This is a genomic window from Streptomyces sp. NPDC053426 (assembly GCF_055585405.1).
On sequence record NZ_JBVJKE010000014.1, the window covers coordinates 147,797 to 160,994 of the forward strand.

A 13,198-nucleotide genomic window follows, 5' to 3' on the forward strand; every position below is an offset into this window, starting at 1 on the left:
TACGGTTTGATCAGTAGGACCCGGCGGAACGGCCGCGGGTTCCGTCTGGGGAGGGGTTTGTCATGTCTGCCGGTTCCACGGTGTCGACGACGTATCTGGAGCTGTCGCAGGAGGACGGCGCCGCGCACAAGTTCTACGAAGTGACGGTCGACGGCCAGACGGTGACGGTGCGCTACGGCAGGATCGGCGCGACGGGACAGACCCAGACGACGACGTTCCCCACGGTCGCGAAGGCGCGGGCCGCCGCGGCGAAGAAGGTGGGGGAGAAGGTCCGCAAGGGCTACGAGCCGGCGGTGCCGGGGCAGCGGGCCCCGCGCGCGGTGACCCGTCGTCAGGTGGCCTCGGCCCCGTCCACCGCGCGCGCCGTGGCCCCCGTGCTGTGGCGGTTCGGCACCGGCTCCTCGGCGTTCGGCATCCACGTCGACGACGACCGCTGCTGGGTCGGCAATCAGTCCGGAGACGTCTTCACCCTGGACCACGAGGGCGAGGTACTGGCCCGCTTCAGCCTGCCGGACGGGGTGAAGTGCCTGGTCGCGGACGACTTCTGGATCTACGCGGGCTGTGACGACGGCCGGGTCTACGACCTCTCCTCGAAGCTGCCGTTCGCCGCCTACGACATCGCCGCGGACGTCGACATCTTCTGGCTGGACATCCACGAAGGGGTGCTGAACGTCTCGGACCGCGCCGGCCGCCTCACCGTCATCGACCACGAGGACGAGCACCAGTGGACCCGCCGCAGCCAGGGCGAGCACGCCTGGATGGTCCGCGCCGACGACCGGGCCGTCTACCACGGCCACCAGGGAGGTGTCACCGCCTACGCGCCCGACGGCGGCGGCGAGCTGTGGCACACCCCCACCCGCGGCGGGGTGCTGTTCGGCTGGCAGGAGGACGACACCGTCTACGCCGGTACGGCGCACCGCGTGGTGCAGCGGCTGTCGAAGGCGACCGGCGCCATCGAGGCCACCTACGCCTGCGACAGCGCCGTCTACTCCTGCGCCACCTCCCCGGGCGGACGGTTCGTCTTCGCCGGTGACGCCGCGTCGTCCGTCTACTGCTTCGACCGGGACGGCACGCGTCTGTGGAAGCTCGGCACGGGCGGCGGATCGGCGCTGTCCATGCAGTACCGGAACGAGCGGCTCTACCTGGTGACCACGGACGGTTCGCTGGTGTGCGTGGACGCGAGCGAGGCGGCCGTCTCCGCGGCGCAGCAGGGCACGGTGCCGGTCGCGCGGGACGTCAAGCTCGCCGCGGCCCTGCCGACCTACGCGCCGGCCACGGCCGCGACCGCGGTGGCGACCGTCGCCCAGGCCCCCACCGGTGCCGTCGTCGTCGAATGCGTCCAGCAGCAGGGCCGGCTGCGCGTCCACGTCGTGTCCGAGGGCTACGACGGTTCCTGGAACGTGCAGTTCCCGCGGGCGATACGGGTGCCCGGCGCACGCTATGTCGTGGACGCGCTGCACCCGGCGGCCGGCGGCTTCTACCGGGTGCGCGGGGAGATCCGCCGGCTCCAGTGACCGCCGGCGGGCGCACTCGGCGAACCCGTGAGCCCTGTTTGCGCCCCCGCATGGGCAAGGACAATGCAGTGCTCGTGATCACCCCGTGAAACACCGTGGTTTCCGGCCCCGTTCAGGAAAGCAGGTCGACCGTCGTGCTGTTGCGTCTGCCCACATCCCTGTCCGAAGCTCAGCGGTATCTGGCCGAAGGAGCGGTGCCCGTCGGCGGAGCCACCCTCGTGTGGGCCCTCTGGCAACGCGACGGCTTCCCCGAGCAGGCCATGTCCCTGCGCAAGCTCCCCCAGGCCACCCTCATAGAACGCGAGGCGCTGGGCGCCGCCGTCCTGCTGCACCAGGTGGACGACCGGGTGCCGGACGTGCTGCGCCGGGCGGCCTCCACCGTGGGCACCGGAGCCGTACGCCGGACGGCCACCGTCGGCGGCAACATCGTGGGCAGCACCCTGCGCTGTCTGCTGCCCGCGGCGCTGGTCCTGGACGCGCGGGCGACCGTACTGGACCGGGACGGCACCTACGAGACCGACCTGGCCGAAGTGGTGGCCAAGCGCCATCTGCTGCTCGGTATCCGCTGGCGCGACCCCGTGGCCAGCGGATACTACAAGGCGGACGGCGAGGCGGGCGGGCCGCCGCCCCTCGTCGTCGCCACCGCCGTGCACACCGGGAGCGACGGCGCCCGCAGCCTCTTCGTCGCCGTCCGGGACGGCTACGAGGTGATCAGCGAGACCACGCCCTGTCACAACACCGGAGCCGAGGAGGTGCTGCGGGCCCTGGACCGTACGGACCTGGGGTCACTGCCCGCCGAGGCACGGGACGAGGTGCGCCGTGAGGTGACCGCGCTCCTGGACCGCACCGACGACCGCTGACGCCGGCCGTCGGCGCCGGTGCGCCACCCGGACCGCCCGGGTGGCGCACCGGCGCGCACCGTTCGGCAGATCCGCGGGAGCCGTTCGCCCATCGGCAGGTCCACCACCCGGGTCCCCCCGAGCCCGGTCCGCGCGACCACCATGCCGGGGTGCTCCGCGACCACCTCGCCGATGACGGCGGCGTCGGCACCCAGGTGATGTGCCGTCATCGCGGCCAGGACCGCGTCCGCGTGCTCGCGCGGCACTCGGCGGGTTCCAGGGTGGCGATGTCCCCCACCTGGAAGCCGTGCTCCCGGTAGCGGGCCGGCAGCCGCCGGCCGCTGTCCGGGATGACCCCGATACCGCGCCACGCCCGGTCGGCGACCTCGAACACGTCGTCCAGCACGGCCCGCGCGGCCGGGCTGCCCTCGGCCCGCACGGCGCGCCGCACGCCCTCCAGGATGTCCAGCGGCTCGAACCCGGTCACCACGATCGGCACCCGGAGCCGTTCGGCGAGCGCCGGGTACTCCTCCGTACCCATCACGCTGCACACGTGCCCGCAGGCGCGCGGGACGCCCGGTCCGGTACGGGCCCGCGGTCCGGGGATCCACATCGCGCCGTCGACGGTGGGCCGGCGGACGGCGCCCACCCGGGTCGCCGGCGGTTCGCCGGGGACGACGGGACCCGGTGCGGCCCGGCTGACTGTGATGGTCAAACACACCGGCCCGTGAGCGTCGGCATGGATCCCGTTCCTCATCCTCGTGGGTGGCACTTCCGTCCGCCGGGCAGGCCGCACGACCGGCTCCAGGTCACCCGATATGCCCTGAGATGCGACGAGTGGGAGGCTTTTACTGCCGGGGCGCTGAGGGACGTGCCCCCACGAGAGCGGACAGGTGGGCCGACACATGCCCGAGGATCGCAAGTCGTCGCGGCCGTCACGGGGCCGCGGGGCCGGCCGTCACCAGGGGAGCGGGCACCACGGCTGGTCCCCGGACGTCGACGAGACGCGGCAGGAGGAGAACCCGAGCGCCCGCCGCTCCTTCCACGCGGAGGAACAGGCGCCGTCGCACGGAGCGGGACGCAGGCACGTCGAGGACGAGCGCACCTCCGTCCCGGGCGACGTCGCGCGCAGTGACGTGCGGCGGGGCGAGGAGTACGCGGACCGGGGTGAGGAGGGCAGGCGGGGCACGGGCCGCCGGGGCCGCTCCGCACGCCCCGGCGGCACCAAGGACGAGTCCGCCTTCACCGGGGTCGACCCCGACGACTCCGGCACCGGACGCCGGCCGGGCTGACGGGCGGACGTACGGGCCCGGCCCGGACGCCCGCCCGGATCAGTCGACGGGCCAGGTGTGGACCGGGGCGTTGAGGTGCATGTAGTCGATGTACTGCTGCGTCATGCGCCGCAGCGCCTCGTGCCGGCCGCAGTGCGCCGAGGCCTCGACGTGATGGAACATCTCCTTCTGCCACACCGCCCCGTTGCGGCCGGTGACACAGCGCTGCTCGACGACGCCGAGCAGCGGCTCCCGCCAGGCGTCGTCCATGCCGGAGAGCTCCAGCCCGCGGTGCGCCAGCGGCAGCAGCCGCCGCAGGACCAGTTCGGAGGCGGGCACCTCGCCCATCCCGGGCCAGTACAGCCGGGCGTCGATGCCGTACCGCGCCGCCGTCCGCAGATTGTCCTCGGCGGCCGAGAAGGACATCCGTGACCACACCGGGCGGTCCTCCTCCACCAGGGCGCGGGTCAGCCCGTAGTAGAAGGCGCCGTTGGCGAGCGTGTCGGCGACGGTCGGACCGGCGGGCAGCACCCGGTTCTCCACCCGTACGTGCGGTTTGTCCTGGGCGACGGCGTAGACCGGGCGGTTCCAGCGGTAGATGGTGCCGTTGTGCAGGGTCAGCTCCCCGAGTTCGGGGATGTCGCCGCGCTCCAGCGTCTCCGCCGGGTTCTGCTCGTCGCACAGCGGGAGCAGGGCGGGGAAGTAGCGCAGGTTCTCCTCGAAGAGGTCGAAGACGCTGGTGATCCAGCGCTCCCCGAACCACACCCGGGGCCGCACCCCCTGCACCTTGATCTCCTGCGGGCGGGTGTCCGTGGCCTGCTCGAACAGCGGGATCCGGGTCTCGTGCCACAGCTCCTTGCCGAACAGGAAGGGGGAGTTGGCGGCGAGCGCGACCTGGACGCCGGCGATCGCCTGTGCCGCGTTCCAGTAGTCGGCGAACCGCTCCGGGGACACCTGGAGGTGGAACTGCGTGCTGGTGCAGGCGGCCTCCGGGGTGATCGTGTCCGCGTAGGTGCGCAGCCGGTCGATGCCGGTCACCTCGATGTGCAGGTCCTCCCCGCGCGCCGCGAAGATCTGGTCGTTGAGCAGCCGGTAGCGCGGGTTCTCCGACAGAGCTCCCTCGCCGACGTCCTCCTGGCGCAGGGTGGGCAGGATGCCCGTCATGATCAGACGGGTGCCGATCGACCCGGCGCGCCGCTCCGCGTGGTTCAGCGCGGCGCGGATCTCGGCCTCCCAGGAGTCGGGGCCGCCCGCGGTGAGCCGCCGCGGCGGGATGTTGATCTCCAGGTTGAACCGGCCCAGCTCCGTCGCCCAGGCCGGGTCCGCGATCGCCTCCAGCGCATCGGTGTTGCGCATCGCGGGCTCGGCCCGGTCGTCGACCAGGTTCAGCTCGATCTCCAGCCCCACCCGGGGCCGCTCGGCCTCGAAGCGTGACTCGCGCAGCATCTGCGCGAACGTCTCCAGGCACTCCTGCATCTTGATCCGGTAGCGGCGGCGGTCCTCGCGGGTGAAGGTGAGCGCCGGGACGTCCCGTCCCATGGTCTCCCTCCAGGGTTCTCGTCCTCGGAACCTGTCCACTTCAGCGTCGCACCGGCGGCCGGGTCCGACCACGCGAGCCCGGTGCGTCGTCCGGACGCTCCCGGCGAGGAAGGCGGTCAGGCTGTCGAGGAGCATGGTGCCGTCCTGCCCGGCCGTGTCGCGTTCCTCCGCCGTGTCGCACGTCCGGCGGAGCGCGATCCGCGTCCGGCCGCCGTCCTCGTCGAGTTCCACGGCCGTCACCGACGGCTCGGCCTCCCGGGCGCGTCCGTCCCCATCACCAGCAGGCGGTTCTCGGCGACCTCCGGGCAGGGCCCGGTCGGCTGTCGGTGGTGGTCCGCTCGGCGCTCATGGTGTCGTCCCCTTCTGTCCCGCGTCTCGGCGGGCGGGCCTCGCTCAGGTGCGGACGTGCGGGGGCGCGCGGAGTCATCGGCCGTCAGGGGGTGTTTTTCGTTGACAACGAATCGTTCATTCTGTGATGCTCGTTCCATGCCATCGACCACCCCCGCACAGCCCGACGACCCCTTCGTCCCGCCGAGTTCCGACGCGGCGCGCGTCCAACGGGTGCACGCCTCCCTGTTCCGCATCGCCGAACGGCACGCGGCCACGGACGCACAGCGCCGCCGCCAGATCCACCCCGGCGTGATCGGCCCGCACGAGGCGGTCAGGCTCGTGGCCTTCCTGCTCAGCGGCGCCGCGCTGCCCGAGGACGGCGAGCCCGAGGTGGACCACGCCGACATCACCGCCGCGCTGAGCCTCGTACCGCGTGCCCGCGCGGAGATGGACGAACTGGAGGCCGGACTCCTGGAGATGGCGCGCGGACGCGGCATGACCTGGCCCGAGATCGCCTTCGGCCTCGGCCTGGGCAGCCCGCAGGCAGCCCGGCAGCGTTACGAACGCCTGGCCGACCGCACCGACGCGGGCGACCGGTAGCCGCTCGGCCGGCCGTCGCGGGCCGCCGGCTCGCCCACCGCTCGGGCGGCCCGCCACCAGGCGGCACTGACCGCCCGGTGCGCCGTCGCCGTCCCGGCCGCCGTGCCGGGCGGCAGACGCACGGGACGGCCGATGTGGACATGGAGACGCGGACGGCGCAACGGGGCGGTGAGCACACCGGCCAGCTGCTTCGCGACCGGACCGGAGGCCAGCCGCCGGGCCCCCGCCTGGCCCACGGGGACGACCGGCGCGCCGGTCGCGGCCGACAGCCGTGCCGGCCCCGTACGGAACGGCCGGGGCGCGGCACACCCCGCGTCCGGGCGCGACGGCAGGCCCCCTTCCGCGTAGATGAGCACGTGGCGTCCCGACCGCACCGCCTCCGCCGCGGCCTGAAGCGCGTCCGCCGCGCGGGCCGACCCCCGGTGCACGGGGACATGCCCGCCCTTCGACAGGGCGCGCCCCAGCACCGGCACCCGCCACAGCCCCGCCGTCGCCAGGACGACCGGTGTCACGCCCACCCCGCGCAGAGCGGCCAGCACCAGCGCCGGATCCGCCATCGAGTCGTGGTTGGCGACGAAGACACTGCCCGCGGGGAACGGCCCGTCGGTCTCACGGGTGACGGTGAGCCGCCCGAACAGCGGCAGCAAGGCGGCGGCGGCACGGCTGAGCAAGGGACGTCCTTCCGGCAGAGTGGATTCCTGCCGGTCAGCTTCGGGCGCGGCGGGCTCCCCGCGCCTGAGTACGCGTACTCGGAACCGGTGGCGCCGCCTGCTCGGTCCAGGGCCGGGGACCAGGGCTGAATCACCCCCGGGTGCCCTGGGTACCCGCCACTTCCCCGCGCGGACACGCCGCGCCGCTCCACCACGGGAGGCCGCCATGGCCGACCTCGACCCGATCGGCCTGCAGAAGGCCCTCAAGGGCGCCGACCACCCCGCCGGCGAGGACGACCTCGTCTCGGTGGCGAGGAGCAACGGCGCGGACGACACCTTCGTCAAGAAGCCGGGGCAGACCGGCACCAAACGGTTCGACGGCCCCGACGAGGTGCAGAAGGCGGTCTTCGGCAACGAATAGCCCTGTTCCGGGGCCGCCCGCACGGCGGCCCCGGCCCTGCCGGACAAGCGAGACGAGGGACGGTACCGCGATGACCGAGTACGAGCGTTCACACACGATGCCCGCATCACCCGAGCACGTCTTCGACCAGGCGGCCAACGTCGAGCAGATGGGCGACTGGCTGCCCGAGGCCCTGCACGTGCACGCCGAGGAGCTGCCCGCCGTCACCGTGCACGAGGACCGCTCCGACGAGGACACCTCCGCGCTGCTCCGCGCCCAGCGGGACCAGATGCGGCTCGAATGGGGCACGCGCGAGCAGGGCAGCTACACCGGCTGGCTCCAGGTCGCCGGCATCGGCAGCGGGGCCAGCGAGGTCACGGTGCACCTCTCCTTCTTCGACGACAGCCACGACCCGGGCGAGAAGGCCGTCGGCGACGCCCTGGACTCCAGCCTCCGGCGCCTGGAGGAACAGGTGCGGCTCCGTGTCGACAACGCCGCCGGCTGACCGTCCGCCCCGTCCGGAAGGCCCCACCATGAGCAGTGAGCCCACCCCCGAGCACCGCTCGGACACCGCACTCAGGGTCAACGGCAAGCCGCACACCCTCCGCCTCGACCACCGGCAGGTCCTGCTGGACGTCCTGCGCGAGGACCTCGGCCTCACCGGTGCCAAGAAGGGCTGCGACCACGGCCAGTGCGGGGCCTGCACGGTCCTGGTCGACGGCCGCCGCGTCAACAGCTGCCTGCTCCTGGCCGTGTCCCTGGACGGCCGCGACGTCACCACGGTCGAGGGCCTCACCGACGGCGGCGACGACGGTCTGCACCCCCTGCAGCAGGCCTTCCTCGACCGGGACGCCTTCCAGTGCGGGTACTGCACGCCGGGACAGATCTGCTCCGCCGTCGGCGCCCTCGCCGAGGCCGCGGCAGGCCATCCCTCCCACGTCACCGACCCCGCCGCCCCCTCCAAACGGCCCGTTCCGCTGGACGCCGCCGAGATCCGCGAGCGGCTCAGCGGCAACCTGTGCCGCTGCGGCGCCTATCCGCACATCGTCGAGGCCGTCGAGGACGTGATCTGAGTGAAGCCCTTCGGATACGTGCGGGCCGCCACCGTGGAGGAGGCGGCCGAGGCGCTCGCCGCGCATCCCGGCGCCCGCTGCCTGGGCGGCGGCACCAACCTGGTCGACCTGATGAAGCTGGGCGTGGAACGCCCCGACGTCCTCGTCGACGTCAGCCGGCTGCCGCTGGACACGGTGGAGGAACTGCCCGACGGCTCCGTGCGCGCCGGCGCCACCGTCCGCAACAGCGACCTCGCGGCCCACCCCCTGGTCCGCGACCGCTACCCCGCCCTGTCCCAGGCGCTCCTCGCCGGCGCCTCCGGACAGTTGCGCAACGCCGCCACCACCGGCGGCAACCTCCTCCAGCGCACCCGCTGCCCCCACTTCCAGGACCTGTCCAAGCCCTGCAACAAGCGCGCACCCGGCAGCGGCTGCGGCGCCCGGGAGGGCACCCACCGCGACCACGCGGTCCTCGGCCACTCCGAACACTGCATCGCCACCCACCCCTCCGACATGGCCGTCGCCCTGGCCGCCCTCGGCGCACGCGTGGAGCTGTACGGCGACGAGGGCGCCCGGGACGTCCCGGCGGACCGGTTCCACCGGCTCCCCGGCGACCACCCGGAGCGGGACACCGGGATCCGGCCCGGCGAGCTGATCACCGGCGTGGTGCTCCCGCCCGCCACGGCGTCGCTGCCCTCCGCCTACCGCAAGGCCCGTGACCGCGCCTCGTACGCCTTCGCCCTGGCGTCGGTCGCCGCCGTCCTCGACACGGCGGACGACGGCACCGTCACCCACGTGGGGCTCGCCTTCGGCGCGCTCGCCCACAAGCCGTGGCGGGCCGAACGCGCCGAGACGGCACTGCGCGGCGCCCCGGCGACCCCGGACTCCTTCGCCCGCGCCGTCGACCTGGAACTCCAGGCGGCCCGGCCGCTGCGCGACAACGGCTACAAGGTGCCCCTCGCCCGCGGTCTCGCCGTGGACGTCCTGACCCGGCTCGCGCCGGCCGCCCGGCGCCCCCGACACCTCACGGAGGACTCATGACCGGCACCGGTACCGCGCTGGGTGCCCCGGCCGAGCGCCGCGAAGGACGCCAGAAGGTCACCGGCGGCGCCCGCTACGCCGCCGAACACCCCCTGCCGGACCGCGCCCACGCCTGGCCCGTCCTCGCGGCCGTCGCCCGCGGCCGGGTGACGGCCACGGACACCACGGCCGCCCTGGGGTCGCCCGGCGTCCTGACCGTGCTCACCCACGAGAACGCCCCCCGGCTCACCGAGCCCGACGACCCCACCCTCGCCGTGCTGCAGGACCCCGGCGTGCCGCACCGCGGCTGGGTCGTCGCGCTCGTCGTCGCCCGCTCCCCGGAGGAGGCCCGCGCCGCCGCCGCGGCGGTCCGGATCGAGTACGCCGAGGAGAAGCACGACGTGACGCTCACCGCGGACCATCCCGAGGCGTACGAGCCGGAGACCGCCAACGCCGGCTACCCGGCCCGCCGTGAGTACGGGGATCCCGACGGCGCCCTCGCCGCCGCCCCCGTCCGGGTCGACGTCTCCTACCGCGTACCGCCGCTGCACAACCACCCCATGGAGCCCCACACCAGTACGGCGCGGTGGGAAGGCGACCGCCTCGTCGTGCACACCTCCAGCCAGGGCGGCACCGCGGTGCGCGCCACGCTCGCCGCGCTGTTCGGGCTGCCCGAGGACCGGATCACCGTCCACACCGGCCATGTGGGCGGCGGCTTCGGCTCCAAGGGCACCCCGCGCCCCGACGTCGTGCTCGCCGTCATGGCCGCCCGGGAGACCGGCCGGCCCGTCACCGTCGCCCTGCCCCGCCGCGACATGCCCGCCCTCGTCGGCCACCGGGCCCCCACCCTGCACCGGCTCCGCCTCGGCGCCGACGACGACGGCCGGCTGACCGCTCTGACCCACGAGATCGTCACCCACACCTCCCGCATCAAGGAGTTCGTGGAGCAGGCGGCGGTCCCCGCACGCGTCATGTACGCCACCCCGAGCAGCCGTACGCTCCACCGCGTGGTCCGGCTCGACGTGCCGACCCCGTCCTGGATGCGCGCACCCGGTGAATGCCCCGGCATGTACGCCCTGGAGTCGGCGGTGGACGAACTCGCCACCGCCCTCGGCATGGACCCGGTACGGCTGCGCGTCCTCAACGAACCCGAGCGGGAACCGGACAGCGGCAAACCGTTCAGCAGCAGGCACCTCACGGAGTGTCTGCGCGAGGGCGCCCGCCGCTTCGGCTGGGACCGCAGGGACCCCCGCCCCCGTTCCCGGGCGGAGGGACCGCTGCTCGTCGGCACGGGCGTCGCGGCGGCCACCTACCCCGTCCTCGTCCAGCCGTCCACCGCCGAGGCGCGCGCGCTGCCGGACGGGACCTTCGTCGTCCGCGTCAACGCCACCGACATCGGCACCGGAGCCCGTACCGTGCTCGCCCAGGTGGCGGCGGACGCCCTCCGCGTGCCGCTGGACCGGGTACGGACCGAGATCGGCGACAGCGACCTGCCGTCCGCGTCCCTGGCCGGGGGATCCTCCGGAACCGCCTCCTGGGGATGGGCCGTGCACGACGCCTGCACCAGGCTCACGGGCCGGCTGGGCGGCCTCACCGGCCGGCTGCCCGACGAGGGCGTCACCGCCCACGCCGACACGGCGGGCCGGGCGGACGCAGAGAGCCCCTACGCCCGCCACGCCTTCGGGGCGCACTTCGCCGAGGTCACCGTCGACTCCGTCACCGGCGAGGTGCGGGTGCGCCGGATGCTCGGCGTCTTCGCCGCCGGACGTGTCCTCAACGCCCGTACCGCACGCTCCCAGTTCATCGGCGGCATGGTCATGGGGCTGGGCATGGCGCTGACCGAGGGCAGCACGATGGACGCCGCGTTCGGCGACTTCACCGAGTCCGACCTGGCGTCCTACCACGTGCCCGCGCACGCCGACGTGCCCGCCGTCGAGGCGCACTGGATCGACGAGCGCGACGGCCACCTCAACCCGATGGGCGGCAAGGGGATCGGCGAGATCGGCAACGTGGGCAGCGCGGCCGCCGTCGGCAACGCCGTCCACCACGCCACCGGCGTCCGCTTCCGCGACCTCCCGCTGACCCCGGACAAGGTGCTCGCCGGACTGTCGGAACCGCCCGTTCCTACCAGTGGGCGGGGCGGCTGAGCCCGGGAGGCAGCACGGTGGCCGCGTCGCCCCTGGCCGCGTTGAGCTGCGCCTGGGTGAGGAAGAGGGCGCCGGTGAGGTCGGCGCCGCCGAGGTCCGCGTCGCGCAGGTCGGCGCCGATCAGGTCGGCGTCGCGCAGATCCGCCCCGCTCAGGTCCGCGGCGACGAGGAGGGCCCCGCGCAGGCTGGCTCCCCTGAGGCCGGCGCCGGACAGCTTCGCGCCGATCAGATCGGCTCCGCGGTGGTCCTTCCTGCGGCCCGGGACGCGGGCCCGGGCGAGTTCGCTGGCGCGCAGCAGCAGCGGGTTGACCTCGCCGCGCAGCGCGTTCACGTCCAGCGCGGCGACCGCCTCGGCGCTGCCGCGGGTCAGGCCGTCGATGCGGGCCAGCGCCCGCCGCAGCTCCTTGTGGACGGGCCGGGCCGCCGCGAGGTCGAGGGCCTCGGCGACGTACCGGAGCAGCTCGTGGAGCTGCCGCATCACGGGGAAGACCTCGAACATGGCGCGCGCCGACTCCGGCGCCCGGCGCCAGTCGGTGCCGCCGAAGGTGACCTGCGACACCTTCTGTCCGGCGCCGAAGCAGTCGAAGACGGTGCAGCCGGGGTAGCCCCGGTCGCGCAGCCGCTCGTGGATGCCGCAGCGGAAGTCCGCCCGGAGGTGGGAGCAGGCCTGCCCGGCGGCCTTGTCGACGGCGAAGTCGGCGGAGCGGGCGAAGGGCAGGGCCACACAGCACAGGCCGAAGCAGTTGGCGCAGTCGGCCTGTAGGTCCTTGCGGCCCCCGGGGGTCACGGGGGCTTCGTGCTGGGGTGACACCGTGCGGGCTCCCGTTGTGCGACGAGCGGTCGGCGCCCATTCTCGCAGACGGTTCACCCGGGGATCCTCAGGGACGGCCGGTGAGGTAGCCGCCCATCGAGGTGAAGTACTCGGTCGCGCCCAGTTCCCGGCCGTCCTCGGTCCGTACGCGGGTGATGGCCAGGCCGTGGTTGCGGCCGGTACGGGCGTCGGCGCCGGCGACGATCACCACGCCGTCGCCCTCGCGGTAGAAGATCCGGCCGGGCGTCCCGCCGTAGCGTCCCCGGGACACCACGGCGGCCAGGACCTCGATACGCCGGCCCTTGTGGAAGGTGAAGGCGCTCGGGTACGGGTCCGACTGGGCGCGTACGAGGCGCTCCAGGTCCTCGGCGGGCCAGTTCCAGTCGATCCGGATGTCCTCGAGGGACCGCTTGTGGAAGAAACTGGCCTGCGAGCGGTCCTGCTTGGTGAACTCGGTCCGCCCGGAGGCGATCAGGGCGAGGGCGCCCGTGGTGACGGGGGCGATCAGGTCGACGGTCTTGTGGAAGAGGTCGGTGGCCGTGTCCGTCGGCCCGACCGGGACCGCCCGCTGGAGGACGATGTCCCCGGCGTCGAGTTCCTCGTCCATCAGGTGCGCGGTGACGCCGACCTCGGACTCGCCGTTGATGAGGGCCCAGATCAGGGGGGAGAAGCCGGCGTACTTCGGCAGCAGCGAGTCGTGGACGTTCAGCGTGCCGTGCCGGGGCAGGCCGTAGATGTGCGGGGGGATCCAGGTGCGCCAGTTGTTGGCGACGATGATGTCCGGGTCGGCGTCCTTGAGCCGCGCGAACAGCTCCTCGTCGTCGGGGCGGTTGCGGACGATGACGGGGATGCCGTGTTCCTCGGCGAGCTCGGCGACCGAGTCGCTCCAGATCCGCTCGTAGGCGTGCTCGCTCCTGGGATGTGTCACCACCGTCATCACGTCGTGCTCGGAGTCCAGCAGGGCCCGCAGGGTGCGGTGGCCCCAGGTCTGATAGCCGAACATGACGACCCGCATGCGGTTCCTC

13 protein-coding genes and 2 pseudogenes are annotated in these 13,198 nt (G+C 73.9%); 9 read left to right on the forward strand and 6 right to left on the reverse strand.

Annotation, left to right across the window (positions count from 1 at the left end; genetic code table 11):
- Positions 1–62 precede the first annotated feature (62 nt).
- Positions 63–1,514: a WGR domain-containing protein gene (locus tag ACZ62B_RS27210; RefSeq protein ID WP_344560188.1), complete on the forward strand. Its 1,452-nt coding sequence runs from the start codon at positions 63–65 to the stop codon at positions 1,512–1,514.
- 134 nt (positions 1,515–1,648) lie between these two features.
- Positions 1,649–2,374, forward strand: coding sequence for an FAD binding domain-containing protein (locus ACZ62B_RS27215; RefSeq protein ID WP_344560189.1), 726 nt, complete (start codon positions 1,649–1,651; stop codon positions 2,372–2,374).
- 65 nt (positions 2,375–2,439) lie between these two features.
- Here ACZ62B_RS27215 and ACZ62B_RS27220 read toward each other — a convergent pair.
- Together ACZ62B_RS27220 and ACZ62B_RS27225 are read right to left on the reverse strand one after the other, a co-directional pair.
- Positions 2,440–2,619: pseudogene (locus ACZ62B_RS27220) on the reverse strand (hydrogenase expression/formation protein HypE); the annotation flags it as partial.
- A pseudogene (locus tag ACZ62B_RS27225) lies at positions 2,610–2,918 on the reverse strand (hydrogenase formation protein HypD); the annotation flags it as partial. The pseudogenes ACZ62B_RS27225 and ACZ62B_RS27220, both read right to left, overlap by 10 nt.
- 340 nt (positions 2,919–3,258) lie before the next feature.
- On the opposite strand from ACZ62B_RS27225, the gene ACZ62B_RS27230 reads away from it, so the two are divergent.
- Positions 3,259–3,645 (forward strand): hypothetical protein, encoded by a 387-nt coding sequence (locus tag ACZ62B_RS27230; RefSeq protein ID WP_469692367.1) that lies wholly within the window; start codon positions 3,259–3,261, stop codon positions 3,643–3,645.
- A gap of 39 nt (positions 3,646–3,684) precedes the next feature.
- Here ACZ62B_RS27230 and ACZ62B_RS27235 read toward each other — a convergent pair whose 3' ends face one another.
- Entirely contained in the window at positions 3,685–5,163 is a 1,479-nt protein-coding gene (locus tag ACZ62B_RS27235; RefSeq protein ID WP_468725719.1) for a glutamate-cysteine ligase family protein, read from the reverse strand.
- A 486-nt stretch (positions 5,164–5,649) separates the two neighbouring features.
- On the opposite strand from ACZ62B_RS27235, the gene ACZ62B_RS27240 reads away from it, so the two are divergent.
- Positions 5,650–6,093 (forward strand): DNA-binding protein, encoded by a 444-nt coding sequence (locus ACZ62B_RS27240; RefSeq protein WP_344560191.1) that lies wholly within the window; start codon positions 5,650–5,652, stop codon positions 6,091–6,093.
- Here ACZ62B_RS27240 and ACZ62B_RS27245 read toward each other — a convergent pair.
- A complete protein-coding gene (locus ACZ62B_RS27245) occupies positions 6,051–6,764 on the reverse strand; it encodes a lysophospholipid acyltransferase family protein (RefSeq protein ID WP_468884416.1) in 714 nt (237 codons plus the stop codon). The genes ACZ62B_RS27240 and ACZ62B_RS27245 overlap by 43 nt on opposite strands.
- A gap of 205 nt (positions 6,765–6,969) precedes the next feature.
- Here ACZ62B_RS27245 and ACZ62B_RS27250 point away from each other — a divergent pair, with 205 nt between their 5' ends.
- The 5 genes from ACZ62B_RS27250 (at position 6,970) to ACZ62B_RS27270 (ending at position 11,362) form a co-directional block, all read left to right on the forward strand.
- Positions 6,970–7,164: a DUF2795 domain-containing protein gene (locus ACZ62B_RS27250; protein ID WP_469692369.1), complete on the forward strand. Its 195-nt coding sequence runs from the start codon at positions 6,970–6,972 to the stop codon at positions 7,162–7,164.
- 70 nt (positions 7,165–7,234) lie between these two features.
- Positions 7,235–7,648, forward strand: coding sequence for an SRPBCC family protein (locus ACZ62B_RS27255; RefSeq protein WP_344560194.1), 414 nt, complete (start codon positions 7,235–7,237; stop codon positions 7,646–7,648).
- A gap of 28 nt (positions 7,649–7,676) precedes the next feature.
- The gene (locus ACZ62B_RS27260; RefSeq protein ID WP_469692370.1) at positions 7,677–8,216 is read left to right on the forward strand and encodes a (2Fe-2S)-binding protein; all 540 of its coding nucleotides are present in this window, start codon (positions 7,677–7,679) and stop codon (positions 8,214–8,216) included.
- Complete coding sequence (locus tag ACZ62B_RS27265; RefSeq protein ID WP_344560196.1) at positions 8,217–9,236, forward strand: FAD binding domain-containing protein; 1,020 nt, start codon at positions 8,217–8,219, stop codon at positions 9,234–9,236.
- Positions 9,233–11,362: a xanthine dehydrogenase family protein molybdopterin-binding subunit gene (locus tag ACZ62B_RS27270; RefSeq protein ID WP_469692372.1), complete on the forward strand. Its 2,130-nt coding sequence runs from the start codon at positions 9,233–9,235 to the stop codon at positions 11,360–11,362. Before ACZ62B_RS27265 ends, ACZ62B_RS27270 begins: the two co-directional genes overlap by 4 nt.
- Here ACZ62B_RS27270 and ACZ62B_RS27275 read toward each other — a convergent pair.
- Both ACZ62B_RS27275 and ACZ62B_RS27280 read right to left on the reverse strand, forming a co-directional pair.
- Positions 11,340–12,173, reverse strand: a complete 834-nt coding sequence (locus tag ACZ62B_RS27275; protein ID WP_344560198.1) for a pentapeptide repeat-containing protein — start codon at positions 12,171–12,173, stop codon at positions 11,340–11,342. The two genes, ACZ62B_RS27270 and ACZ62B_RS27275, sit on opposite strands and share 23 nt — an antisense overlap.
- A 67-nt stretch (positions 12,174–12,240) precedes the next feature.
- Positions 12,241–13,188, reverse strand: a complete 948-nt coding sequence (locus ACZ62B_RS27280) for a methionyl-tRNA formyltransferase (protein ID WP_469692374.1) — start codon at positions 13,186–13,188, stop codon at positions 12,241–12,243.
- Positions 13,189–13,198: the final 10 nt, after the last annotated feature.

Bases quoted from the DNA above. Each gene is read 5' to 3' on its own strand.
- ACZ62B_RS27260 (WP_469692370.1), top strand. From the start codon at position 7,677: ATGAGCAGTGAGCCCACCCCCGAGCACCGCTCGGACACCGCACTCAGG.
- ACZ62B_RS27240 (WP_344560191.1), top strand. From the start codon at position 5,650: ATGCCATCGACCACCCCCGCACAGCCCGACGACCCCTTCGTCCCGCCG.
- ACZ62B_RS27235 (WP_468725719.1), bottom strand. From the start codon at position 5,163: ATGGGACGGGACGTCCCGGCGCTCACCTTCACCCGCGAGGACCGCCGC.
- ACZ62B_RS27230 (WP_469692367.1), top strand. From the start codon at position 3,259: ATGCCCGAGGATCGCAAGTCGTCGCGGCCGTCACGGGGCCGCGGGGCC.
- ACZ62B_RS27250 (WP_469692369.1), top strand. From the start codon at position 6,970: ATGGCCGACCTCGACCCGATCGGCCTGCAGAAGGCCCTCAAGGGCGCC.
- ACZ62B_RS27210 (WP_344560188.1), top strand. From the start codon at position 63: ATGTCTGCCGGTTCCACGGTGTCGACGACGTATCTGGAGCTGTCGCAG.
- ACZ62B_RS27280 (WP_469692374.1), bottom strand. From the start codon at position 13,188: ATGCGGGTCGTCATGTTCGGCTATCAGACCTGGGGCCACCGCACCCTG.
- ACZ62B_RS27270 (WP_469692372.1), top strand. From the start codon at position 9,233: ATGACCGGCACCGGTACCGCGCTGGGTGCCCCGGCCGAGCGCCGCGAA.
- ACZ62B_RS27255 (WP_344560194.1), top strand. From the start codon at position 7,235: ATGACCGAGTACGAGCGTTCACACACGATGCCCGCATCACCCGAGCAC.